The organism is Nocardia arseniciresistens, assembly GCF_046764875.1.
GTDB lineage: Bacteria > Actinomycetota > Actinomycetes > Mycobacteriales > Mycobacteriaceae > Nocardia > Nocardia arseniciresistens.
In genome coordinates this window covers 19,028-44,013 of sequence record NZ_JBKORD010000015.1, presented here as the reverse complement: position 1 = coordinate 44,013, position 24,986 = coordinate 19,028, and the positions used below count along the sequence as shown (strand labels likewise).

Genomic DNA, 24,986 nt, shown 5'->3' with positions numbered 1-24,986 from the left:
CGTCATTCGATTTCTCGCATCCACGGAGCCGTCAGGGGTGTCGTAGGTGCATTGTGGCTTGGGTCTACCAGTAGGATGGTGGCGTAACTAGCGGCGATACCTTCGGCGCGTTCGGCACAGCCCGCGCGTGGACCCCTGATCTCGAGCAGACAAGACCGGGCCCCACGTGTGCTATCCGACCGCTGTGCCGAGGATCAGCAAGTAAGGAGAGCTACCGACCAGTGGCTGCCATGGACTCCAACGAATCGGGCTCGACCAACGCGACATCGGGCAAGCAGGACTACGGTGCCTCCTCTATCACGGTCCTCGAAGGGCTCGAGGCGGTCCGTAAGCGCCCGGGTATGTACATCGGCTCCACCGGCGAGCGCGGCCTGCATCACCTGGTCCAGGAAGTTGTCGACAACTCTGTCGACGAGGCGATGGCGGGATACGCATCGAAGGTCGAGGTCACGTTGCTGGCCGACGGCGGTGTCGAGGTCGTCGACGATGGCCGCGGTATCCCGGTGGCCATGCACGCGCAGGGCGTTCCGACCATCGAAGTGGTCATGACGCAGCTGCACGCAGGTGGCAAGTTCGACTCCGACTCCTATGCGGTGTCCGGTGGTCTGCACGGCGTCGGTATCTCGGTGGTGAACGCGCTCTCCACCCGCCTCGAGGCGGAGATCGACCGCGACGGTCACCACTGGAGCCAGACCTACAAGGACTCCATCCCCGGCAAACTGGTGCAGGGCGACTCGACCAAGCGAACCGGCACCACGATCAGGTTCTGGGCCGATCCGGATATCTTCGAAACAACCACCTACAACTTCGAGACGGTCGCCCGCCGGCTGCAGGAGATGGCGTTCCTGAACAAGGGGCTGACCATCACACTCACCGACGAACGCGTCACCGACGCCGACGTCGTCGATGAGGTCGTCAGCGAGACCGCCGAGGCGCCCAAGCACGCCGAGCCGGGCGCTGCGGCCGAGCCCGTTGTGCACAAGGTGAAGAAGCGCATCTACCACTATCCCGGTGGGCTGGTGGATTTCGTCCGGCACATCAACCGCACCAAGCAGGCGATCCACAATTCGGTCGTCGGTTTCACCGGCAAGGGCACCGGGCACGAGCTCGAGGTTGCCATGCAGTGGAACTCCGGGTACTCGGAGTCGGTGCACACCTTCGCAAACACCATCAACACCCACGAGGGCGGCACGCACGAAGAGGGCTTCCGTGCGGCGCTGACCACGGTGGTCAACAAGTACGCCAAGGACAAGCGGCTGCTCAAGGAGAAGGAGGCCAACCTCACCGGTGAAGACATCCGTGAGGGCCTGGCCGCCATCGTGAGCGTGAAGGTCAGCGAGCCGCAGTTCGAGGGCCAGACCAAGACCAAGCTCGGCAATACCGAGGTGAAGTCATTCGTGCAGCGGGCATGCAACGAACACCTATCGCACTGGTTCGAGGCCAATCCGGCCGACGCGAAGACCATTGTGAACAAGGCGGTTTCGTCCGCGCAGGCCAGGGTCGCGGCGCGTAAGGCGCGCGAGTTGGTGCGCCGCAAGAGCGCGACCGACCTCGGTGGCTTGCCTGGCAAGTTGGCTGATTGCCGGTCCAAGGATCCGAGTAAGTCCGAGATCTACATCGTGGAGGGCGACTCCGCCGGCGGCTCGGCGAAATCCGGGCGCGACTCGATGTATCAGGCGATCCTGCCGTTGCGCGGAAAGATCATCAATGTCGAGAAGGCGCGTATCGACCGTGTGCTGAAGAACAACGAGGTCCAGTCGATCATCACCGCCTTCGGTACCGGCATCCACGACGAGTTCGATATCGCCAAGCTGCGGTATCACAAGATCGTGTTGATGGCCGATGCCGACGTGGATGGTCAGCACATTTCGACGTTGCTGCTGACGTTGTTGTTCCGGTTCATGCGGCCGTTGGTCGAGCACGGACATGTGTATCTGGCGCAGCCGCCGTTGTACAAGCTCAAGTGGCAGCGCTCGGAGCCGGAGTTCGCTTACTCCGACAAGGAGCGTGACGGTTTGATGGAGGCGGGTCTCGCCTCGGGTAAGAAGATCAACAGGGAAGACGGTGTTCAGCGCTACAAGGGTCTTGGTGAGATGAATGCCAAGGAGTTGTGGGAGACCACGATGGATCCCTCGGTGCGTGTGCTGAAGCTGGTCACTTTGGACGATGCGGCGGCGGCCGATGAGCTGTTCTCCATTCTGATGGGTGAGGACGTCGAGGCGCGTCGCAGCTTTATCACCCGCAATGCCAAGGATGTTCGCTTCCTCGACGTGTAACCGACGTGACGCCCATTCCACGTTCGGTTCCAAAGGAGACTGTTAGATGACTGAAACCACGCTGCCACCCAACGGCGGAGCGGGTGACCGGATCGAGCCGGTCGATATCCAGAACGAAATGCAGAACAGCTACATCGATTACGCGATGAGCGTGATCGTCGGCCGCGCGCTGCCCGAGGTGCGCGACGGCCTCAAGCCGGTGCACCGCCGGGTGCTGTATGCGATGTACGACAACGGGTACCGGCCCGACCGCGGCTATGTGAAGTCCGCGCGACCGGTCGCCGAGACCATGGGTAACTACCACCCGCACGGCGACACTTCGATCTACGACACCCTCGTCCGGATGGCGCAGCCGTGGTCGCTGCGCTACCCACTCGTCGACGGTCAGGGCAACTTCGGCTCGCGTGGCAACGACGGCGCGGCCGCCATGCGTTACACCGAGTGCCGCCTGACGCCGCTGGCCATGGAGATGCTGCGCGAAATCGACCATGAGACGGTCAATTTCGTAGCGAACTACGACGGTCGCTCGCAGGAGCCGACCGTGCTGCCCGCCCGGGTGCCCGCGCTGTTGATGAACGGCAGCAACGGCATCGCGGTCGGCATGGCGACCAACATCCCACCACACAACCTCACCGAGCTCGCGGACGCGATCTACTGGGCGCTGGAGAACTTCGAAGCCGACGAAGAGTCCACCCTCGCCGCCTGCATGGAGCGGGTCAAGGGGCCGGACTTCCCGACCTACGGCCTCATCGTCGGTGGTCAGGGCATCCACGACGCCTACACCACCGGTCGCGGTTCGATCCGTATGCGCGGTGTTGTCGAGATCGAAGAGGACAACCGCGGTCGCACCACGATCGTCATCACCGAGCTGCCCTACCAGGTCAATACCGACAACTTCATCAACGCCATCGCGGAGCAGGTGAAGGACGGCAAGATCGCGGGCATCTCCGACATCCACGACGAGTCTTCGGACCGCGCGGGTATGCGGATCGTGGTCACCATCAAGCGCGACGCCGTGGCCAAGGTGGTGCTGAACAACCTCTACAAGCACACCCAGCTGCAGACCAGCTTCGGTGCGAACATGCTCTCGATCGTCGACGGCGTGCCGCGCACGCTGCGCCTGGATCAGATGATCCGGTACTACGTCGAGCACCAGTTGGAAGTCATCATCCGGCGCACGAAATACCTGTTGCGCAAGGCGGAGGAACGGGCCCATATCCTGCGCGGCCTCGTCAAGGCGCTCGATGTGCTCGACGAGGTCATCGCGCTGATCCGGCGTTCGGCCAACACCGACACTGCGCGCACCGGCCTGATGCAGTTGCTGGATATCGACGAGATCCAGTCCACCGCCATCCTCGATATGCAGTTGCGCAGGCTCTCTGCCCTGGAACGCCAGAAGATCATCGACGAGTTGGCCAAGATCGAGGTCGAGATCGCCGACTTCAAGGACATTCTCGCCAAGCCGGAGCGCCAGCGCGCGATCGTGCGCGAGGAACTGTCGGAGATCGTCGAGAAGTACGGCGACGAGCGGCGCACCAAGATCGTGGCCAACGACGGCGATATGGCCGACGAGGATCTCATTGCCCGCGAGGACGTGGTCGTCACCGTCACCGAGACGGGCTACGCCAAGCGCACCAAGACCGATCTGTACCGCAGCCAGAAGCGCGGCGGCAAGGGTGTGCAGGGCGCGGGGCTCAAGCAGGACGACATCGTCAAGCACTTCTTCATCAGCTCGACGCACGATTGGCTGCTGTTCTTCACGAACAAGGGCCGGGTCTACCGTGCCAAGGCCTACGAGCTGCCCGAGGCCAGCCGGACGGCGCGCGGTCAGCACGTTGCCAACCTGCTCGCATTCCAGCCGGATGAGAAGATCGCCCAGATCATCCAGATCAAGGGCTACGAAGACGCCCCATATCTGGTGCTCGCAACCAGGAATGGCCTGGTCAAGAAGTCCAAGCTCTCGGACTTCGACTCCAACCGCAGCGGCGGCATCGTCGCGGTGAACCTGCGCGACGATGACGAACTGGTCGGCGCCGTGCTGTGTTCGGCCGACGACGACCTGCTGCTGGTTTCGGCGCATGGTCAGTCCATCCGGTTCTCGGCGACCGACGAGGCACTGCGTCCGATGGGTCGCGCCACCTCCGGTGTGCAGGGCATGCGGTTCAACACCGACGATGAGCTGTTGTCGCTCAACGTGGTTCGCGCGGACACCTATCTGCTGGTCGCGACCTCCGGCGGTTACGCCAAGCGCACCGCGATCGAGGAGTACACCGCGCAAGGTCGCGGTGGTAAAGGTGTATTGACTATCCAGTACGACATCAAGCGTGGCACCCTGGTCGGTGCGCTCATCGTCGATGACGACGACGAGTTGTATGCGATCACGTCCGGCGGCGGAGTTATCCGGACGTTGTCGAAGCAGGTTCGCAAGGCTGGACGACAGACCAAGGGCGTGCGATTGATGAACCTCGGCGATGGGGATACCTTGCTTGCTATCGCACGCAATGCCGACGAGCCCGAATTGGTCGACGGCGACGACAACACCACCGGTTCACCCGAGCAGTAATCCACAGCGGCGGCAACGAACGGATCTAAGGATTCCCATTGACCACTCCGAATCAGCCGAATGACGAGCGGCACCAGACGAACGGCGTGACCGAACGGATTGCACCGTCACCGATTCCGCCACGGCCGATCCAGCGGCCGGTCGCCTCGGCCGAGAACGGGCAGCAGGGTGGCCCACAGGGTGGTGCCCAGTCGCACGAAATGTCCAACCAACAGAGCGATTTCGCACCCAAGCAGGGGAGTCCGCAGCAAGGGGCACCGCAGCAAGGGGCACCGCAGCAGCCGGCGCAGGAGAAGAACTCCGGCGCCGAGCGGCCAGGATCGTTCGACCAGTCGACGGCGCGGATGAACAACTCCCAAGAGCCACCGCAGCAGAGCGGTGGCGACCAGGCCGCCGGCAACGGTGGCGGCAACGGTGGCGGCCAATCGCCCTACCAGCAGGACGGTTGGGGGCAGTTGCCGCAACGGGAACCGCAGTCCAACCTGTACCGCCCCGGCCAGGCGCCGGTGACCGGTCGTCCCAACACCGGGTCGGGCAGCCTCGGTGGCGGCAACGGTGGCGGCCTCGGTAGTGGTGGACTCGGTGGTGGTGCGACCAACGCACGTACCACTACCGACCTCGCGGCCAAGGCGGCACGCAAGGAAGCGGCGATGGTGAAGTCGGTCGGCATCGACGGACCGACGCGCAGCATCGCACGGCCAGAGCTGATCAAGGACATGCCGGACCTCTCCGATATCCGGCATCCGCTGCCGCCGATGGAGGCGACCGGTGCGAAGCCGCCCATCTCGCCCGCGGTCCCTGTCGCGGTGGCCGCGGCCGTCGCCTCCGGCGAGCCGCTGCGGGCGACCGTGCAGATCCGCAGGATCGACCCGTGGTCAACGCTGAAGATCTCGCTGGTGATCAGCGTGGCCATGTTCTTCGTGTGGATGCTCGCCGTCGGTCTGCTCTATATCGTGCTCGAGGGCATGGGTGTGTGGGAGCGGCTCAACAACACCTTCACCGATATGGTGTCGCAGGACAGCGGTTCGGCCGGGATGATCGACGCGGGCACTGTCTTCGGCTATGCCGGTGTCATCGGTCTGATCAACGTGGTGCTCTTCACCGCGCTGGCGACTGTCGGCACCTTCATCTACAACCAGTGCTGCGACCTCGTCGGCGGCATCCAGATAACCCTGGCCGACCCCGACTAGCACCGGATTTCCAGCACGGCCGGTAGCACCCGCACGGGGCCGCTACCGGCCGTTTTGGTCTTCAGCAGGCCGGTAGGGTAATCTCGTGCCTCGTTCCGGTTCACAGTTTCGACGGGGGATTCCGGACAGGTTGAGGGCCTATAGCTCAGGCGGTTAGAGCGCTTCGCTGATAACGAAGAGGTCGGAGGTTCAAGTCCTCCTAGGCCCACCTACATCTCGCAGTTTCGAGTCACAGTACTCATTCAACGTCGGCAAAGGTCGCATTCGATAAGACCTCGCTTGGTTCAGGTCCAGGAAACCGGCGGCCCCTGCTGCTCGAGTCACAATGTCCGACGACGTGTGTGCGGGAAGCTGTCCCCAAGAGTGGTGAGACGCCACAATGGGCACGCGGGTCGACTGGGCCGAACTGGTTGGAGTGACGGATTCCGTTGTGGCGGACAAGAAGGATATTGTCATCGGGGTCGCCGATGGCCACGGCTGGCAGCAGATCAGCAGCTGGGCTCTGAGCCTGCTCGAGTCAGGCTTCGCAGGTCCGTGCGTCTTTATCGTCTACGACGACGATCCGGACAGGGCCATTGTCATCTGCATGCTGCAATCCGTCGGATTCCACGTCATTGGTATGTCGCGCCGTGCGGACCTGGCCAATGACCGATTCGCGGACATCTCCACTGTGCTCGGAATGTTGGGCCGGTTCCTGAGGTACGCGATTGTGGCCGATGTCGGAGACGTCTTCTTCCAGTCCGATCCGACGATGTGGCTGGAAAGCAACCTGACGAAGCCGTTCCTCGCGGTGAGCGAAGGCATCCGATATGGCGACGGGATCCGGGCACAGAGCAACCTCCGCAACGAGTTCCCTGTCCATGCCGACCGCATGCTGTCGAATATGGTGTGCAACGTCGGAATTCTCGCCGGCGAAGCAACGGCCATCGCTGATCTGTGCCTGGCGATTTCGATGGTCGCGAGATCGTCCGCAGTATCTCATGCCGACCAGAGTGCCTACAACGTGCTACTAGCGATGGAGCCGTATCGGTCGACTGTACAAATCGTCGGTCAGGAGGATGGCTTCGCCTGCCGGGCCGGTACGTTGGCCGAACCTCGCCACGACAAGGGATCCCGTACGCGGTCGATGGAGCCCCGGCCGACTATTGATGCCGACGGAGTCAAAACAGCGAGTGGGGAGCTGTTCCCGATCGTGCATCACGCCTCCAATCGGAACATGACACTGCTACGCATTCTCGCGACGAGTCGCACCACGGCATCCAGGTCACCGTAGGTTCAGCTCGGTCGGCAGCTGCGCATCGAGCGCACGCCGAACATATTCGACCGCAGGCCTTGCTCGCATGATCGCCCGCCCGGCCCGTGCACGGCGTGCGCGCTCGGTCGGCTCCTCGAGATAGTGCATGCAGGTGTCGACGAGTCTGTTGTAGCCGCTGAAGGCGACCGACGATTCGAGCCCCGCCGTCTCCGCCGCGTCGGCGGTTTCCGATACGACGAAACGACCGTTGGCGAGAAGGTAGGAGACCCGGACTATCTCGAACGCCTGCCCCTGGAAGGCGTGCAGGTTCAGCACGATCTTGGCACGTGCGTAGAGCAGATCCCGCTCAGGTCCATAGACGCCGAAGTGTGTCTGCGCGTTCACGCCGAGGATCCGCAGGGCGGTGATCGGCAGCATCCTGCGGTGGTTGGCCCCACCTATGAACAGCACATCGATGTCTTCTTCTTCGACAACGGGAATCCGTTCCAGCTCGTCGACATGGCCGACCGGAACATGCTGAACGCCGCGTATCCCATGCTCTTTCAGTGCGGTGATGTTGGAAGTGCTGTAGTCCCACGTCAGGTGAGTGCGCAGCAGGTCGAGTACACCGTCGTCGACCTGCCATGCCTCAGGGTGTATTGGTTCCATGTTGTAAAGGATCGAGTCATCGGGGATCAGGTGCCGGTGAGGTCCGCGCGCGCCGAAGAAGATGTGCCTGCGGCCGGGAATGTTCACCTCGTGTGTGAGCACGCAGTCATGGCCCAGCATGTTCAGCGCGACGCACACCGTCTCGGCGACCTCCGAAAATGCCTGCCAGTGCGGATTTCCCGGCGCCACCATGATTGTCACCGCGTACTCGGTCATGAGACCGATATCGGGTCGATGACCGAGCTGTGCACGTTCAGTGCAGAAACCATTGAGCGACAGTACATCTGTCAACCGTCAGGGGAGGGACGTCTCACGCGGTAGGGCAGTGGCCTGGATGTCGTTCTCGGCTTCAGCCCAGCTTTCGAGGCTCCGCTAGTGACCGCCCGCGCCCGTCGCGCGGTGTGATGGGGCAGAGGAAGCCACATGCCAATCTTCTCAGACATGGGAAGTATCAAGGCGGGGTGAAGAACGAGAACCGTACCATCCCATGAGAGGAGGCGGTATGCAGGAAGAGCAAGGCGTCGACCCAACCACGCACCAGATGACTTCGAGGAGTGGCATACGTCGGCTGATGTCGCCGGGTCTGCGCTCCGCCACACAGGTGATGGTCCATGTCGGGCCCGGAGCGCGGTAATCGTGGCGGAGAACTGGGCGCGCCATCTACATCCCGACACCGCTTTGGCGATCAAAACCGGTAAAGCGGTGGAGCATGCTATCGATGAGATGCTCGAGCGCGTCGACCAGATACGTGCTCGGCGTCCCTCGCCCAGCTCCCGGGTAATCCCGGAAGTAGACGGGGTGGGCCGACTTACTGATCTGTACATCTCACCTGGCACGATTGCGAATTCCGGGAGCAGCGAGGCGCTGGTAGCCGACATCATGGCGGCGATCCACGACAGCACCGTCGATGCGCTGCGACAGCACAAGAATGTCATCCGCGAGACGACCCTGCCGACGGTACCGTGGCCGCGTCCATAGCTCGTCGACTCGATCGACGAAGTCCAGGAGTGATGCGGTGACAGATCTGGAGACTGCGGGCCGTGCCGAGGCGCCACCCGACTGGCAAAATCTGATCTACGAGGTGTTCAACCCCGACTATTCGGTCGGGGTGGCGTGCGATCGCAGCGGGCTGGTTGTCGGGCTGCATCTCGGCCACGAGGTCTGGGACAATTCGGACGAGTGGCTTGCCCGCGAGGTGGTCAGGACCGCTCGATTGGCCTACCTGAAGTCTCGGGTCGGTAGACGTGCGGAGTTGCTGCACGACGGCGCGTTGCCCAGCCTGGCGGATTCGCTGGGGATGCCCACTGCGGCTCAATACGACCTACTGGAGAAGGCCGAGTTCGGTCGAGACTTCTGATTCCGACTGCGGGTCCCCAGCAATGGGGATGCACGAGAATCGATCTAACGGTACGAATGGAGACTTCGTCGTCATGAACTTCTATCAAGAACCGCATGAGCTGCGCAAACAAGGCGATCTCACCCGCGCCTCCAGTGCCCCCGCCTACACAAAGGCAGAGGGAGATGCCGACTGGGAGGGGGGCTTCGAGAACTCGTTCGGTCAGGCATCCAACGCATTCAAAGTGTTCTCTGATGAGTACATGACAGGCCGTCGAACTGGCTTTACCACGGTGGGTGACGGCCGAGTGGCGACAGGCGACAACTCGAATGTGAGCGCGACAGCGTTCGAGGCTCACGATATCGATTCCGGTGGCTCGGTGCGACGCACGATACCCGGGGCATGAGGCCGTAATGGATTCATGGATGTCGTGGTAGAAGGATTTTAATGGCACTTTGCGGGATACCAAGTGTTTGCCGGCGAGCGTATGATCGTGGGTCGTGCCGATGACCGACAATCGAAGCGGGATTCTCAATCCCGGCGACGAAATGCACGAGGGGGATTGGCTTTATTCGCCGAACGGCGATTACAAGTTTGGTCTCCAGAATGGTAAAACTGTCACGATAGATGTTGCCACCGGCGCCGTGATTACCTCGAACGGCAAAAACGGTGACAAAATTATCTTCGAAGAAAAGGAGTGGTACAAGGCTGACGAGAAAAGGCTCGAGACTCGCGACAAAGATAACGATGAAGACGATGAATGGTGGGCAGGTAAAGACGCCGGAAAGGGTAACAAGGGAGGGGATTGGGATAATGAATGGGACGATGACGAAAAAGCGAGTCAATTTGTTCTGACCAATGACGGCCAGCTCATAGCTGTCAGTGATAAAGTACCCAACGATTCGGCTGATGGAAAGTCGTGGTCCGGAAATACCCCTGACAACACCAACGTTATATGGCGGCTGGAAACCCCTGAACAGGTCGCGCAGCGCACATTCCTCGGTCGTAAATGGTCTCCAAAAGAGGGTGATAAATATTCCGACTTTCCGCTGCAGATTCGCCTCCCTCCCTCCGATGATAAAAACCTTCCTTCGTCAGAGCTCAAAGCGTACGTGGATCTCGCCAACCGCCAGTTTGCCTACCTGACATTCCAGCTCGGGACCGGACAGACGACGAAGCCTGACCTTTTGATTTCGCCAACATCAGGCAAAGACGAAAATTGGCACGATACAAATCTCGGCGACGACTTCGTCAAAACTCTTGCTGGCCGTGGTGTGGGTTCGGGCGAAGCCGCGAAAGCATACAATTCGGTCATCTTCTATTTGAACAATTTGGACGATCGATGGAATCAGAGCGATCTCAAGTTTGTTAATCAGGTTGAAACGCTTTCCCGCGCCAACTATACAACTTACCGTGCAATGTACGAAAATGTTCAGCTGACCCATGAGAACATATGGAAGTCGCTGAAAGGTACCAAGGTAGATAACCCTGACAAGAAGGAACCGTCCCAAACTTTATACACAGAAGACGGCATACAGAATATTGCGGAGGAAGCTCCGCTATATGATCTGATCAGGCTTTCGGTCAAATTCTGTACGGATCAGGTCATCGCGTATACGGAAATGGCCGCACAACTGCCGTTCCCGATTACTCCTGTGAGTGGTTCGGCGAGCGGGGCTCCGAGTGCTTCCGCGAGTGCTTCCGCGAGTGCGAGTGCGTCTGCAAGTGCGTCTGCGAGCGCTTCCGCGAGTGCGTCTGCGAGCGCTTCCGCGAGCGCCTCCGCGAGTACGGTTTCTCAGCCTGCTGGAAGTCCGTATGTTCCGCCCTACGTTCCGCCCCAGCAGTCTTCATCCGTCCAGACAGTCAACAGCCAGAGCCAGAATCTCGATGCGCTTTACAAGGACTTGCTCTCGAGTTCCACCGATTCTTCCATGTCCACTTCACAGTCACTTGTGGGCAGCGGGAGTGGCGATACGTCATCCAGCCCCGACCTCGGCGCAATTGTGCAGGCTGCGCTGAAGAAGGACTCGGGTTCCGGGTCAGGAACCGGCACCACCGCAACCACCGGCAATGCCACCACTCCCGCGATAGATCCTTCGATGCTGATGGCACTGTCCCAGATGGGACAGGGGAATCAAAACAGGGGTACTCAGGCGAACAATGACAGCCGTATAGAGGCCAAAGATCGCGAAATCGATAAACTGCGCAACGAGAATCGAGCCGCCCAAGCTGCCCAAACCACCCAGGCCGCCGCTCCCGGGACCGCTGCGGCTACCGCTCAGGCGACTCCTGCCGGTGTGACGGCGCCCGCCGGTACCGGTACCCCACCGCCGATATCGACACCTGGTGCGACGGTAGATTTCCAGTTGCCGGATAAGGATAAGACGACCGTGCAGGTCTCCTCTACGATCGCGGAGGCTTTGCAGAATCAGACAATGAATCCTGCCATCGACGCGAAAGCCGCATATGACGGAACCGCGGGCGCGTCGACATCGGATCATCCATGGGCAGCGGTCAATGACGCCAACCAGATGAAGTCGGGTGATGTGCTGGAATGGGATCATAACGGATCGAAGCATTACGGGATGGTCGTTGAGAACGCGAACGGCAAGTTCGTCCTGGACGGCAATGAACTCGTTCCCTTCGATCCCAACGCCGAACCGCCGCTGACCGAAAAGTACGGAGACCTCACGGGACGCTTCCACCCGACCGGTTTGGATGGCGCTGGTCCCGACCCGGCATCCGCTGCGCCGCCGCCCGCGGCCGTGAGTCAGACACTGCCCACGAATCCGCCACCTGTTACGCCACCCAAGCAGATCTGAGCGGTCGAAACCGATGGGCGCGAAAGACATCATCATCGGCGCGGCGGCGGGGTACGAGTGGACCGATGTCGAGGTGTGGGCCGAGAGCCTCGTCGCGAGCGGATTCACCGGTTTGGGCGCAGTCATCGTGTCCGACCAGGATCGCCGCGGCGATCTCGTGGCCGAGAATCTGGAATCGCTCGGACTGTACGCAGTCCGAATGCCGCTTCGTGACAGCGTATACAACCATCAGTTCGAAGATATCGCCCATGTACTGCAAACAATCGCGTCTTCGCTCCGATTCGCTGTTGTCACCGATGTGCGGGATGTGTACTTCCAGACGGATCCGATCGAGTGGTTGGTTGCCCATCTCGACCGTCCTTTCCTCGCCGCAAGCGAGTCGTTGCGCTACTCCGACGAGGGGTGGAGCCGAGAAAACCTCCAACGAACCTTTCCGGAACATGTCGACCGCCTGTGGTCCAAGGCGATCTGCAATGTCGGAGTTCTTGCAGGTCAGGCCGGGATGATGGCGGATTTGTGCCTCGCCATCACCCGGATCGCGGAGTCGTCCGGGCAGCAGGTCGCGGCGCAGAGCGGTTACAATCTCCTGCTCGATATGGAGCCGTATCGCTCGACGGTGCAACTCGTGACATCGGAGGACGGGTTCGCCTGTCAGGCGGGCACGGTCGCAGACCCAGCCAAGATCGCAACATTCCGACCGTTTCTCTTGGAGCCCGAGCCGACACTCGCCGCCGATGGTGTGCGGACAGCTGCGGGCAAGCTGTATCCGATTGTGCATCAATATGATCGGGTGCCGGAGTGGAATCAGGCACTGCGAAACCGACTCCTGTCGGCGCCTGTGCTGGAGGCGGTTCGGAATGCGTGGCGGCCACCAGGCACTGCGCCTCGAGCCAGTCTGGCCGGTGTGCTTCGCGGGACCAACGGGACATCGATTGCGCACGCCGCGAATACTTTGGGTGTACCTCGTGAAAGCTCGTCGATACGACTGTATTCGGGCGAACTGGAACATCCGGTGCCCGACGACTCGCCGGCCCCGCGCGTGAGTGTGGTTTGCCCGACGTATCAGCGGCCGGAATTACTTCGTACGGCCGTCAGGCACTATTGCTCGCAGACTTATGACGGCGGCATGGAATTGATCATCCTCGATGATAGTCCGGAACCGGCCGATTTCTTGGACGAGAAATTATGTCACGAGCACCGAATTCGGTACTACCACGTTCCGAACAATCGAATGACGCTTGGTGACAAGCTCAATCTGATGACTCAGTTGGCTCGCGGTGAGATCATCGTGGAGTTCGACGATGACGACTATTATGCTCCACAATACATCGAGCGAATGATCGAATTTCTTGGTGATGCCGACTTCGTCACGTTGAGTAGATGGTTCGCCTACGATCCCGCAAACAAAATATTCTGCTATTGGTCGACCGACATCCTGTCTCCAACTCATTTTGTGCTGTCGCCATGGGAGCCGATCGATACGACTTCAACAAAAGGCTGGCCCGAAAGTTGGGTCGATGGAAAGGTGTGGGGGTACGGCTTTTCCTTCGTGTGGCGCAAGTCGACTTATCCGGAGGTGGAGATCCGCGGATACCCTCCTGGCGGAAACTCCTGCGATCTAGATTTCACTCTCAGTCTGCAGAAGGCTGGTTTCAAGACGGTCTGCGTGGCCGACACCGAAGGACTTGTGCTGCACATATTGCACCCCAAGAGCAGTGTTCGAATGTTTCCGCAGTATGTGCTGCCCGATTTCTTGATCCCGAATTTCTTCCCGCTGTATTCAGCAGAAGAAATCTGACAGCAGTACAGTACGATGTCGTCCGGCTGATGTCAGGTCAGCTGACATGGTCCAGGCTGGCATCCGCATCCGCATCGGCCTGTGCACCTGTGTCGGCGACCTTGTCACTGTGCTGGAAATTGAATGCGTAACTGCCGTAGCGATCTCGTCCGCTGCCGGCATCTTCCCAGGTGTACCCATATTTGCCGATATGCTCGAGACGGAACTGTGTATCGGCGTGGATGGTGAACCCGGCCCGTCGAGCGCGTTCGCAGAATGCGAAATCCTCGCCGAGATACCAGTGATTTTTGCCGTCCGGGACCACCATTGGCAGGAAGTAGGGGACATTCGGTCGCCCGAACTGCTCATTGCAGACCGGAAGTTCCTCCCCGATCTTCTCGTAGACCGACCTCTTGGTGAGCAGAAATCCGGCGGCCGCGTATTGGATCTCCAGTGTGCCACCACCTTCGCCGAATATAATCTGATTGGTACCGGGCAGCAGGCTGCAAACTAGTTCGCGCGACCGCTTCTTGGGGTAAATGCCGCAGACAACCGGCAAATCGTGAGACCGTAGCATTCCGACCGCCTCCGGATGAAAGCGGACATCCGCATCGATCCACATCAGCTCCTCGAAACCCTGTGCAAGTGCGTCCGTGGCGATTTGGCTGCGGGCCTGGTCGATCGCAGAGCAGCCGTATATCCGCCAGACCGGATAGCCGAGGCGCTCGAGATCCGCCAACCCCTCCGCGCACCCGGGCTCGATGTAATCGTGAACCGGTACCAGCACAACACAGCGGGAGGGATCCATGCGCTACTCCATCTAGCAAGGGTTCACATACGCAGCCGACTGTACCCGGCAAGTGGACATCAACCGTGACTGGGGAGCCGGGCGGACATGCGGATCTGCAACCTGATTAAAGAGTACCGACGAAGCGAGGTAACGGATCTCGCCTCAGGACGCGTCGTTGTTGTGGAGCCTAGGGGAATCGAACCCCTAACCCCTGCCTTGCAAAGGCAGTGCTCTGCCAATTGAGCTAAGGCCCCTCGCCGCTCATCGCGGCACGCACTCCAGGAGTGCGCCCGTGGAACGTTACCTGCCAACCGTTCGCAGCGTCAAAACGGGTCGGAGTCAGGCTGCGGGTTCACTAGGCGATCTGAGCAGCTCGGTGCGCGTATCCGCAGTTCACGACTGGTTCTAGTGCCTGATTTCGGCCTTGGCGACTTGATCACACGGTTAGGCGGAGTGCCTGTCCGTTGGTGTCGTGGTGTCGACGATCGTCCTACGGTGTCTGGTGCGATCGGCGCATGCATTCCTCGAGATGACGTGCGCGCTCGTGATCACTCGTCATCAGCTGCTCGAGGCCCGTGCGGGGGAGTCAGCGATGAGTTGTCGCCAGGATCCTGAGCATGTTGCGGCAGATCGCCGGCAAGCGTCGGTTGTCAGAATCGGGCCCGAAAGTGCCAGTGGTTCGGCGGGATTCGGATGCGTCACGTGACAGGACATGTTCCACGCCTCCCCTGTATGGTTCAGGTCTGCGCCTGCCCTGAGGGCGATGTCACCTTGGCGAATCGCAATTCTGTAGTACGTGTCGTGTCGGTGCGCGGTGGACCGAAAATAGCTGCTAAAAGCTTGAGTATGAATAGGGGCGTAATCGCAGAAGTACTCAACTCGCGCTGTACCCGTTCCATGACAAGCATCGCTGTAGCCGGGCTGTTAGTAGGGTCAGCGCTCGGCGTGCCGACCGCTTATGCCGACCCGGCTGCTGCCGCCAAGACAATCGCTACCGGGTTTACGGCGGAGGATGGTTCGCGGATAACCGACGTCGAGTACATTGATGACCGAAATATCCGACTCCAGGTTTACTCCGCCGCGATGGCGGAGAGTTTTCCCGTAGAAATACAGCTTGCCGCGGACAATTCGAAACCGCAGCCGAGTCTGTACTTGCTCAACGGTGCGGGCGGCGGGGTCGACGGCGCCTCCTGGCAGGCGCAGAGTGATGTTCGTGAGTTCATGGCGGACAAGAATGCCAACCTGATCCTGCCGATCGGTGGAATGTTCAGTTACTACACGGATTGGATCAAGGATGACCCGATTCTCGGCCGCAATAAGTGGAAGACCTACCTCACCGAGGAACTGCCGCCGCTGATCGACGCCGCGCTCGAGACGAACGGCGTCAACGCGATCGCGGGAATTTCCACCTCCGCGACTACCGTGCTCGCACTGCCGATCGCCAAACCCGGTCTGTACAAGGCGGCCGCTGCCTACAGCGGCTGTCCCCAGGTCAGTGATCCGGTCGGTTCGCGATTCATGAAGCTCGCCGTGGCGTGGGGCGGCGGCAATCCAGACAACATGTGGGGTCCGGCGGGTTCGCCCGATTGGGTGGCGAACGACCCGTATCTGCAGGCCGAGAAGCTGCGCGGGATCGACCTGTACCTGTCCTCCGGCAACGGTCTGCCAGGCGAGCACGACACGCTGGACGGGCCGCACACGCCACCCGGCCCGGGCGGCCTGGCAAACCAGATTCTCGTCGGCGGCGTGATCGAGGCAGCGACCAACTACTGCATGCACAACCTCCAGACGAAGCTGACGTCGATCGGCGTTCCGGCGACCTACAACTTTACCTCGGGCACGCACTCATGGGGTTACTGGCAGGACGACCTCAAACAGTCGTGGCCGGTACTCGCGCGCGGAATGGGCGTGTCCTAGCGGCACCGGCTCGCGCCATGTAGTAGCGCCACGTAATACAAGGGACGAGACAGGAAGCCAGGCACCGAAGACGGTGTACGGCTTCCGGTCTCGTCCCTTTCATATCCCATCACGTGGCCAGCGAGCTGCCGATTGCGGCTGGTCTCCCACCCGACACTTGTGTGCGCGCCGAGTATGCGAAATCCCGATCAGGCATGACAACTCGGCGCCGGACCGGGACCTCGAACAGCAGATACGCAAACGCGGCCCGACGCCCTTGCAGCTGGCGTACGACCCGCGTCCGAGTTCGAACAGACTAGATGATTGCGATGATTATGCCCAGAATCGCTCCGATGGCGGCAACGGCGGAACCCAGAGCAGAACCGAGGCCTGGCAGCACCATGTTTTTCTCCTATTTGAATGGTGTGTGTTGATCGAACATCCGTGCCATGGTCGTGACACACAACATACTCAATCTATTTGTGTGGCCCGGCCGCACTGGAAACGCGGATCGGAGGCTTTTGTAACAGCATGGGACCGCGTTTCAACTTTGGCTGGTCAGACCACCGCGAGGATGATGCCGAGAATCGTTCCGGGGGCAGCGACGGCCGGACCAAGGAAGCTTCCAACGATCGGCAACAGCACGGCTCCTCCTACTTTCTGATTTCAGTGAGTTGGGCGAGCAGATGCGATCATGCCAAGTGTTTACGTTTTGATGTTCAACTGCCTCGGCGTGTCCGAGATTTGGCGGCCGCTTCTCCTTTTATGGACTGTTTCTGGCAGGGTGTCGCCGTGCCTGAAACGGCGGGGCATCGAGTCGATACAGCCTGCCGTCGGTGCTCGCCACGGTGCCGATCGATCGGCATGAGGCGATCGTTCGGTGAGTGGGAGGCACGGAGTTCGTATGGTGGATATGCAGGTTCGGCCATCCGTACCGACTGACCCGAGGCTTCGTCACCAGCGCCCTACTGGGCCGAGAACGGACGCCGCAGTAGGCTGGCAACTATGAAACTTCTCCTGACGGTCGGCATCGTTGTCGCGGTTCTCATCGGAATCACCAAGCTGCGCAAGCGCGATGACGACGACATGTGGCACGAGGTGACCACGCGCTGAGTCTCGGCTCGGTGTGCGGGGTCAGGTTTCCGTCGGCGGTCCGTGACGGTCGAGGTGCAGGTAGGTGTAGCAGGTCACTACCAGGCAGACGACGGTGGCGGTGTTCAACATCGCCCAGCCCGCGACCACTAGGCTGAACAGACCGCCGAGGAGCCCGCCGAGGGCGAAGGCCAGGTAGAGCAGGAAATAGCCCAGCCAGTCGGTGTAGTCGCCGCCGCTGATGTGGCGTTCGATACCCTGCGCCATTTTGACGAGGGTTCCGGTGACGTAGCTCAGCGGAATCGATACTTCGTCGTCCTTGACGAACGAGGTGTTGAGCGCGCCGACACCGAATGCGACGAACAGGATCGGGATGAAGTCGATCTTGTCCGTATCCAGGGCTTGGAAGATCACGACGTCGACGATCGAGGCCGCGGCGAGACTGGCGGTGGTGAGCAGGGTCGGGCCGTGCGGGTGGCCGGACCAGTAGCGCCTGCGGCACCAGGAGGACACCACGACGCCGGCCACGAACGACAGCAGCAGCAGGGTTGCCGCGATGGCCACGTCGTGCTCGTCGTGGAAATGACCGAGCATCGCGCGCTCGGTATTGCCGGTCATAAAAGTGACGAAATAGCCGGCGGTGTGCATGAAGGCCGCCGCGCCGATCAGGCCTGCCAGTCCGGCAAGCACCCACGACAGCCTGGCTTCGCTGTCGTAGAGCGCGCTTCTGCGGTCTTCGTCCGGTTTCGGCACAGGTCGGGCTCCTTTCGAAGCGGTTATGCCACCCAGTGATACCCGCTCGTACCGTGAATAGGCCGACGCATCGCCGCGCAGGTTGCCGGGATGTGGCCGAGCCGATAGCGCGTGTGCCGCGGGTACCGTGCAGTCGTGGATTCAGTGTTCGACTACCTGCTGACCGAAGCCGTCGATCCGGCGCCGCTCGATACCGTCACGGCGGCATGGTCGAGGCATCGAGCCGTCGCACGGCGGTTCGACAGGCCCATCGATGTGGCGATCGCGGCTGGATTCGGTGCGGACCGGCTGGGTTTCGCGTTCCTTTCCGGTTACCAGGAGGCATTGCGGACATTGATCGCGGACCTGCCCGCCGACGAGCTTGTCGCGGTGTCGGCGACCGAGGCGGCGGGCGCGCACCCATCCGCGATCCGGACCACCCTGGTCGAGACCGGCGGGCGCTGGTCGGTGCGCGGAACCAAGTCATTCACGACGCTTGGGATCATGGCGCAGCGGCTGTTGGTGATCGCCAGCTCGGGTGAATCACCGGATGGTCGCAACCGGCTGCACGCCGTTCTTGTCGACGCGGACGCGCCGGGAGTGCGGGTGACGAACCTGCCCGCCGTTTCGTTCGCTCCCGAGATTCCGCACGCCACAGTGATATTCACCGATGCGCCGGCGCGGATGCTGCCGGGCGACGGCTACCTGGACTACCTGAAACCGTTCCGCACGATCGAGGACATTCATGTGCTCGCCGCCGCGCTCGGTTGGTTGATCCGAGTGAGCAGGCAGTCTGGGTGGCCGCAGTCGGTAGTGCAGCGGCTGCTCGCCGCGGTGGCGACCGTGCGCGGCCTCGATATCGATCGCCCGAGTTCGCCGGGTGTCCATGTCGCGCTCGGTGGCGCGTTCGAATTATTCGACCGGTTATCGGGCGAGCTGGAGCCGTTGTGGGAGAGTGCGGATCGAGAGGTGCTGGCACGTTGGGAGCGTGATCGCCCATTGCTTGCGACGGCCGGAAGGGTACGCGCGCAACGGTTGACGGCTGCTTGGCGTTCGCTGGCGTCAGACACGGAACACCGCAGCTGAGCGACCTGACCTGGTCCGGAAATGGGGAGCGGGCCTCGGCGAAGGGGGGGAGTTAGCCGAGGCCCGCGTAAGGTCGGCCCGGGGGGGAGGGGCCGACGAGAATGATCCTACGCGATGATCCGTGATTGTGTGTACGCGGGGATCGGCACTTTAGAAGATTTGTGGGGTTGGCTTACCTGCCCGGGATGTGACGGCCTGGAAGCTGCGTCGACAGTATGGATCAATGCCGGTCATGGGGTGGCCTCGTACTTGTCAAAATCATTGTTGTACAGGTAATTCCGTAGATTCTGTCGGCCCTGATCCGGGCGCTCGACAGGCGCTCGAAAACATTCCGACCGGTCTCTGTGTGTCGTGGATCGCGTGTCGCGGACGTCCTGTAGTGGTTGTCCGCGCCGGTTGGTCGCGTGTCGCAATCGGGGAGCGGGCGGGTCGTGCGAGCGCCTCGCGGGCAGCCGAATCTGTCGGACCCTGATGCGAACATGAGTTCGTGCGAATCGAAGTCGTAGGCCGCTGGAATCGCGGTACTCCCGCCGAGTCACAACACCGAACTATCCGACCGGTATGCGTCACATCGGTAGCTCTGGACCGGGACGAGTACCGGTCACGGCCGAATCGGGTAGTCGGCTACGCGCGATCGGGCGGGCGCACGGGCGGGATGATCGAACCGGTCGCATCCCGATCCGGCACCCCCGAGCACCGCCTGGGCCGGGATGCGGCCGCTTTTCTATGTCCTGACAAATGGGATGAAATTGTCGGTGCGCACGGCAATACTGACTCGAGCATAGGTCGGTCACCGGTTCAGCGAGATCGACTCATCATCGAGGGCCGGCGTACCCATAATTTCGATACCGAGAACTCACGAACGTCAGGAGAATCATGCCCGACGCAATAGTCGCCGAGGGTCTGGTCAAGCGATACGGCCGACTTGTCGCCCTGGATGGGCTCGACCTAGCGGTGCCAGAAGGCACTGTCACCGCACTGCTCGGCCCCAACGGTGCTGGTAAGACCACCACGGTCCGGGTGTTCACCACGCTACTGATACCGGACGCCGGTCACGCCACCGTTGCCGGAATAGATGTGCTGCGCAATCCGCAGGCCTTGCGATCTCGAATCGGTACCTCGGGCCAGTACGCCGCCGTCGACGAATACCTCACCGGATTCGAAAACCTGGAAATGGTGGGACGTCTTTATCACATGGGCGTGCAGCGTAGTAAGGAACGTGCTCGCGAATTGCTCGACCGATTCGAGCTCTCCGATGCCGCCGACCGGCCTGTCAAGGGGTACTCGGGCGGGATGCGGCGCCGGCTCGACCTGGCCGGTGCCCTGGTGGCCAATCCGCCGGTGCTTTTCCTCGACGAGCCGACGACGGGTCTTGATCCGCGTGCGCGCCTCGGCCTCTGGGATGTCATCGAGGAATTGGTCGCGGGCGGCACCACGTTGTTGCTCACCACGCAGTACATGGAGGAGGCCGATCGGCTGGCCGATGCCATCGCGGTGATCGACCACGGCAAGGTGATTGCCCGAGGCACCGCCGACGAACTGAAGACCATGGTCGGCGGTGACCGCATCGAGCTCACGGTCGATCATGCCGACAATCTCGCGACCGCGCAGCAGGCGTTGCAGGGTCTCGCGGACGGCGAAATCCACCTGGAGCCCGGTCTGCGCCGGATAACCGTTCCGGTCAGCGACGGTTCGCAGGCGCTCGTCGACGCCATCGGCATGCTGGCAAAGCACAACGTCCAGATTCACGATGTCGGCCTGCGGCGCCCCTCGCTCGACGATGTCTTCCTTACCCTCACCGGGCACGAGGCCGAGGAATTGAGCAACGGCCGCGGTCCAGCCGCGGCGGGCAAGGGCGCGGACCGGCTCGAAGTTACGGAAGGGACGATCTGATGACCGCGGCCACAACGGCGTTCGACAACCGAAGCTCGATGCCTCTCGGTGAACGACTGTCGATCGTGTTCAGCGACAGCCTGACCATCGCAAAGCGCAATGTCATCAAGATCAAGCGAGTTCCCGATGTGCTGATCTTCTCGACGCTGTCGCCGATCATGTTCGTGTTGCTGTTCGCCTACATCTTCGGGTCGGCGATCGAGGTGCCCGGCATGTCGGGCGGTTATCGAGAGTTCTTGATCGCGGGCATCTTCGCCCAGAGCGTGGTGTTCGGCGCGACCTTCACCGGTCTCGGACTCGCCGAAGACATGCAAAAGGGGATTATCGACCGATTCCGCTCGCTGCCGATGGCGCCGTCTGCGGTGTTGGTCGGCCGGACGCTCAGCGATGTGGTGATCAACGTGGTCAGCCTGGTGGTGATGTCGCTGACCGGTCTTGTCGTCGGCTGGCGGATTCGGGGTTCGTTCCTCGACGCGGTGCTGGCTTATGTGCTGTTGCTGCTGTTCGCCTACGCGGTGTCGTGGATCATGGCCGTCGTCGGACTGCTGGTGCGCGCACCAGAGGTATTCAACAACGCCAGCTTCATGGTGATCTTCCCGCTGACATTCCTCGCCAACACTTTCGTGCCGCTGGAGAACTTGCCAACGGTGCTGCGGGTGTTCGCCGAATGGAATCCGGTATCCGCGGTCACCCAGGCAACCCGTGAACTGTTCGGCAATACCAGCGCGGCGGCGCCGCAATCGGACGCGTGGTCGATGCAGCATCCGGTGGTGACGACGCTGGGCTGGGTGGTGATCATCCTGCTCGTGTTCATCCCGCTGTCGCTTCGCCAGTACAAGCGGACCGTGAGCCGCTGACCGAAGGCGAGGTCAGCGACCGTTTTCCGCGCTGGCTTCCGTCAAAGGGGTCGGCGTCGAACCGTTGCGGGAGTATCCGATCCGCGGCGGTGCCGGGGCGGGCTCGGGGGCCTGTGGTCGCTTGCTGCGCACCAGCAAGGCCACGCCACCCGCCAGTGCGACGATGGTCGCGGCAATGAGCCGGTTACGAGTGCGTGCGGATACGTGAAGGCGCCCCAAGGTCATTCGACCACTCTGGCACAGACCGGCCGTTCGCGCAGTAGCCGCAGCTCCGGGACCTGCTCGGCCCGGCTTCCTCCGACGGCCGCCGATCGTGGCACGATAGGCGGCGTGACCTCACCGAATCAGACCGCCGTTGCGACGTTGCAAACCAACCACGGTGACATCAAGATCTCGCTCTTCGGCAACCACGCTCCGAAGACAGTGCGCAACTTCGTGAGCCTTGCCGATGGCACCGCCGAGTATTCGACGGAGAACGCGAGCGGAGGGACCTCGGGACCGTTCTATGACGGCGCGGTATTCCATCGGGTGATGGACGGGTTCATGATCCAGGGCGGCGACCCGACCGGCACCGGTCGCGGCGGACCCGGTTACGAATTCGGCGACGAATTCCACCCGGAACTGCGCTTCGACCGCGGCTACCTGTTGGCGATGGCCAACGCGGGACCGTCGACCAACGGCTCGCAGTTCTTCATCACCGTTGGTGCGCAGTCGCATCTGAACCGCAAGCACACGATCTTCGGTGAGGTCGTCGATCCGGATTCGCGCAAGGTCGTCGACGCCATCGCCACCACCCCGACCGATCGCAACGACCGTCCGAAGGAACCTGTCGTCATCTCGAAGATCACGATCGAATAGTCCGATGAACGCTCAGCCGCCCGCACCGACCTGTGTCCGCCACCCCGATCGCCCGACGGGCCTGGCTTGCACGCGCTGCGGGCGGGCCGCGTGCCCCGAATGCCTGCGGCCCGCCGCCGTCGGGCAGCACTGTGTCGACTGCCTTCGGTCCGAACAGCGCGACGTCCGTCCGGTGCGGACGGTCGCCGGTGCCGCTGCCGCGCAGAAGCCGATCCCATACGTCACCTATGCGCTGATCGCGGTGAATGTGCTGGTGTTCGCGGTCACCGCCGCCCAGGCCCGCAGCCTGGTGGACAACTACAACGGGTCTCAGCTGTTCCGGCGCTGGGTATTGGTTCCGCATCTCGTTGCCGACGGCGACTGGGTGCGGGTGATCGGGTCCGGGTTCCTGCACTACGGCCCGATCCATCTGTTACTCAATATGTTCGCGCTGTACGTGGTCGGCCGCGACGCCGAGCTGGTGCTCGGACGTCTGCGCTATCTCGCGGTTTACCTGGTCTCGCTGCTCGGCGGTTCCGCCGCCGTGATGGTCTTCGCGCAGAACAGCGCGACCGCAGGCGCCTCCGGGGCGGTATACGGTCTGTTCGGTGCGATCACGGTGATCCTGCTTCGGTTGCGGCAGAACCCCAATCAGATGTTGATCCTGATCGGCATCAACATTTTCATCAGCTTCTCGCTGCCGGGCATCTCCATGTGGGGGCACCTCGGCGGACTTGCCGCAGGCACGTTGGCGACCCTGGGCATCCTGTTCCTGCCCGGGTGGCTGCGCGCGAAATCCCAGGAAACCGCGGGTCTCATCGGCTGGCTGGCCATCGCTGCGCTCGCTGTGGTCGCGCTCTCGGTGACCGGCGCCGTCGCGGCATCGCTCGCCGCCTGACCGAGCGTGCGCCGTCGTGCTTCACGTGAAACTTACTGAGACGGTGTGGGCCGGCGGCACCGGCTATTCGGTGGGCTGTTTCGCCAGCCGGTGCTCGAGCAGTGTTTCGAAGACATCGTCGGGGCGTTCGCCGAGATCCCAACGGCCGAAGATCAGCAGCCGCTCGTCGCCGTCGTGCTGGACGTCGATCTCGAGCATGGGTGTCTTGCGGCCGAGGCGGCGATAGCTGACCACGCGGGCACGCATGATCTGATCGCGGGTGTACTCGGTCGGGCCGAGCAGGCTGCGCACCACCAGGCGCGGCTCTGGGCCGGGTAGGACAGAGAGCCGGGGGCGCTGGCGGAACCCGAGCCCGGCAAGGACGAGCAGGCCGACCGCGGCCAGTCCGATGAGCAGTCTGCTCGCGGCCTCATCGGCAAGGACGGCGGCGGCCGCCAAGACCACGCCGCCCACTGTGACCGCGATCAGAGCGGGGGTCGGCGTGGTCCAGGCGATGCGTGGGTCGGGGGTTCTCGACGGCGGACTTTCGGGATTCACGAGCCGCTTTCCCCAATCGTTCCTCGAGTTGTCCACAGGGTCATCCACAGGTGTGAATGAATGACACGTCTGTAATCCGTGGGCGGTGCTCTGGAACCTCAGCGCCACCGCATGGTCATGATCAAACCGACAACCATGAGACCGAAGCCGATCAGGAAGTTCCATGCGCCGAGTTCGGCCATCCAACTGATCTTGTCGTTTGCCAGGTAGTAGACGAGCAGCCACACCAGCCCGGCGAGCATGAAGCCGAGCATGATGGAGACGTACCAGACCGGCGACGGCCCTACCTTTACCTTCACCGGCGTCCGGCTGGCGGGATTGATCGTATAGTCGGTCTTCTTACGGACCTTCGACTTGGGCATGACGTCCTCGTGTTCGGCGTTCAGGTCGGTACCGGCGGGACAGCGACGGTTGAGTTGTGGTCGTGAACTACTTCGCCGCGGTGTCGGATCCGGGGTCAGCCGAGATCGTTCCTGGCGAGGCTCGGGTCCCCTCCGGTGT

Annotated in this window: 22 protein-coding genes and 2 tRNA genes; 17 read left to right on the top strand and 7 right to left on the bottom strand. The window is 61.9% G+C overall.

Annotated features, from left to right (window positions below; genetic code table 11):
- The first annotated feature begins 230 nt into the window (after positions 1–230).
- The 5 genes from gyrB to ACLMAJ_RS26190 all read left to right on the top strand — a co-directional run bounded on the left by gyrB (position 231) and on the right by ACLMAJ_RS26190 (position 7,302).
- A complete protein-coding gene (gene gyrB / locus ACLMAJ_RS26210) occupies positions 231–2,276 on the top strand; it encodes a DNA topoisomerase (ATP-hydrolyzing) subunit B (RefSeq protein ID WP_412016665.1) in 2,046 nt (681 codons plus the stop codon).
- Between the two features lie 46 nt (positions 2,277–2,322).
- On the top strand, positions 2,323–4,839 hold the full coding sequence (gyrA, locus tag ACLMAJ_RS26205) for a DNA gyrase subunit A (protein WP_412016493.1): 2,517 nt from the start codon (positions 2,323–2,325) through the stop codon (positions 4,837–4,839).
- A 38-nt stretch (positions 4,840–4,877) separates the two neighbouring features.
- Complete coding sequence (locus ACLMAJ_RS26200) at positions 4,878–6,029, top strand: DUF3566 domain-containing protein (protein ID WP_412016492.1); 1,152 nt, start codon at positions 4,878–4,880, stop codon at positions 6,027–6,029.
- A 134-nt stretch (positions 6,030–6,163) separates the two neighbouring features.
- Positions 6,164–6,237 (top strand) — tRNA-Ile (locus ACLMAJ_RS26195).
- 222 nt (positions 6,238–6,459) lie between these two features.
- Positions 6,460–7,302: a hypothetical protein gene (locus tag ACLMAJ_RS26190; RefSeq protein WP_412016491.1), complete on the top strand. Its 843-nt coding sequence runs from the start codon at positions 6,460–6,462 to the stop codon at positions 7,300–7,302.
- Here ACLMAJ_RS26190 and ACLMAJ_RS26185 read toward each other — a convergent pair.
- A complete protein-coding gene (locus ACLMAJ_RS26185; RefSeq protein ID WP_412016490.1) occupies positions 7,294–8,148 on the bottom strand; it encodes a glycosyltransferase family protein in 855 nt (284 codons plus the stop codon). The genes ACLMAJ_RS26190 and ACLMAJ_RS26185 overlap by 9 nt on opposite strands.
- Positions 8,149–8,568: 420 nt before the next feature.
- Here ACLMAJ_RS26185 and ACLMAJ_RS26180 point away from each other — a divergent pair, with 420 nt between their 5' ends.
- From ACLMAJ_RS26180 to ACLMAJ_RS26160, 5 genes are all read left to right on the top strand, one after another.
- A complete protein-coding gene (locus ACLMAJ_RS26180) occupies positions 8,569–8,910 on the top strand; it encodes a hypothetical protein (protein ID WP_412016489.1) in 342 nt (113 codons plus the stop codon).
- Positions 8,911–8,947: 37 nt separating this feature from the next.
- The gene (locus ACLMAJ_RS26175; RefSeq protein ID WP_412016488.1) at positions 8,948–9,289 is read left to right on the top strand and encodes a hypothetical protein; all 342 of its coding nucleotides are present in this window, start codon (positions 8,948–8,950) and stop codon (positions 9,287–9,289) included.
- Positions 9,290–9,311: 22 nt separating this feature from the next.
- Positions 9,312–9,674, top strand: coding sequence for a hypothetical protein (locus ACLMAJ_RS26170; protein WP_412016487.1), 363 nt, complete (start codon positions 9,312–9,314; stop codon positions 9,672–9,674).
- Positions 9,675–9,768: 94 nt separating this feature from the next.
- Positions 9,769–12,090, top strand: a complete 2,322-nt coding sequence (locus tag ACLMAJ_RS26165; RefSeq protein ID WP_412016486.1) for a hypothetical protein — start codon at positions 9,769–9,771, stop codon at positions 12,088–12,090.
- Between the two features lie 13 nt (positions 12,091–12,103).
- Positions 12,104–13,888, top strand: a complete 1,785-nt coding sequence (locus ACLMAJ_RS26160) for a glycosyltransferase family 2 protein (protein ID WP_412016485.1) — start codon at positions 12,104–12,106, stop codon at positions 13,886–13,888.
- Positions 13,889–13,925: 37 nt separating this feature from the next.
- Here ACLMAJ_RS26160 and ACLMAJ_RS26155 read toward each other — a convergent pair whose 3' ends face one another.
- Together ACLMAJ_RS26155 and ACLMAJ_RS26150 are read right to left on the bottom strand one after the other, a co-directional pair.
- A complete protein-coding gene (locus ACLMAJ_RS26155; protein WP_412016484.1) occupies positions 13,926–14,606 on the bottom strand; it encodes a glycosyltransferase family 2 protein in 681 nt (226 codons plus the stop codon).
- Between the two features lie 232 nt (positions 14,607–14,838).
- Positions 14,839–14,911: transfer RNA gene (locus ACLMAJ_RS26150), tRNA-Ala, on the bottom strand.
- A 643-nt stretch (positions 14,912–15,554) separates the two neighbouring features.
- Here ACLMAJ_RS26150 and ACLMAJ_RS26145 point away from each other — a divergent pair.
- Both ACLMAJ_RS26145 and ACLMAJ_RS26140 read left to right on the top strand, forming a co-directional pair.
- Positions 15,555–16,574, top strand: coding sequence for an alpha/beta hydrolase (locus ACLMAJ_RS26145; RefSeq protein ID WP_412016483.1), 1,020 nt, complete (start codon positions 15,555–15,557; stop codon positions 16,572–16,574).
- Between the two features lie 984 nt (positions 16,575–17,558).
- Positions 17,559–17,666: a DLW-39 family protein gene (locus ACLMAJ_RS26140; RefSeq protein ID WP_412016482.1), complete on the top strand. Its 108-nt coding sequence runs from the start codon at positions 17,559–17,561 to the stop codon at positions 17,664–17,666.
- Positions 17,667–17,687: 21 nt separating this feature from the next.
- Here ACLMAJ_RS26140 and ACLMAJ_RS26135 read toward each other — a convergent pair whose 3' ends face one another.
- A complete protein-coding gene (locus ACLMAJ_RS26135) occupies positions 17,688–18,398 on the bottom strand; it encodes a YoaK family protein (RefSeq protein ID WP_412016481.1) in 711 nt (236 codons plus the stop codon).
- A gap of 135 nt (positions 18,399–18,533) precedes the next feature.
- On the opposite strand from ACLMAJ_RS26135, the gene ACLMAJ_RS26130 reads away from it, so the two are divergent.
- The 3 genes from ACLMAJ_RS26130 (at position 18,534) to ACLMAJ_RS26120 (ending at position 22,213) form a co-directional block, all read left to right on the top strand.
- Positions 18,534–19,463 (top strand): acyl-CoA dehydrogenase family protein, encoded by a 930-nt coding sequence (locus tag ACLMAJ_RS26130; RefSeq protein WP_412016480.1) that lies wholly within the window; start codon positions 18,534–18,536, stop codon positions 19,461–19,463.
- 876 nt (positions 19,464–20,339) lie between these two features.
- Positions 20,340–21,356 (top strand): ATP-binding cassette domain-containing protein, encoded by a 1,017-nt coding sequence (locus tag ACLMAJ_RS26125; RefSeq protein WP_412016479.1) that lies wholly within the window; start codon positions 20,340–20,342, stop codon positions 21,354–21,356.
- Between the two features lie 38 nt (positions 21,357–21,394).
- Positions 21,395–22,213 carry an ABC transporter permease gene (locus tag ACLMAJ_RS26120; protein ID WP_412016664.1) on the top strand — a complete coding sequence of 273 codons (819 nt, stop codon included), beginning with the start codon at positions 21,395–21,397 and terminating at the stop codon, positions 22,211–22,213.
- A 12-nt stretch (positions 22,214–22,225) separates the two neighbouring features.
- On the opposite strand, the gene ACLMAJ_RS26115 is transcribed toward ACLMAJ_RS26120, so the two are convergent.
- Positions 22,226–22,438, bottom strand: coding sequence for a hypothetical protein (locus ACLMAJ_RS26115; protein WP_412016478.1), 213 nt, complete (start codon positions 22,436–22,438; stop codon positions 22,226–22,228).
- Positions 22,439–22,543: 105 nt separating this feature from the next.
- On the opposite strand from ACLMAJ_RS26115, the gene ACLMAJ_RS26110 reads away from it, so the two are divergent.
- Positions 22,544–23,071, top strand: coding sequence for a peptidylprolyl isomerase (locus ACLMAJ_RS26110; RefSeq protein ID WP_412016477.1), 528 nt, complete (start codon positions 22,544–22,546; stop codon positions 23,069–23,071).
- Between the two features lie 4 nt (positions 23,072–23,075).
- Entirely contained in the window at positions 23,076–23,948 is an 873-nt protein-coding gene (locus ACLMAJ_RS26105; protein ID WP_412016476.1) for a rhomboid family intramembrane serine protease, read from the top strand.
- A gap of 63 nt (positions 23,949–24,011) precedes the next feature.
- Here ACLMAJ_RS26105 and ACLMAJ_RS26100 read toward each other — a convergent pair whose 3' ends face one another.
- Positions 24,012–24,485: a PH domain-containing protein gene (locus ACLMAJ_RS26100; RefSeq protein ID WP_412016475.1), complete on the bottom strand. Its 474-nt coding sequence runs from the start codon at positions 24,483–24,485 to the stop codon at positions 24,012–24,014.
- A 98-nt stretch (positions 24,486–24,583) separates the two neighbouring features.
- Entirely contained in the window at positions 24,584–24,847 is a 264-nt protein-coding gene (gene crgA, locus ACLMAJ_RS26095) for a cell division protein CrgA (protein ID WP_412016474.1), read from the bottom strand.
- Between the last annotated feature and the right edge of the window lie 139 nt (positions 24,848–24,986).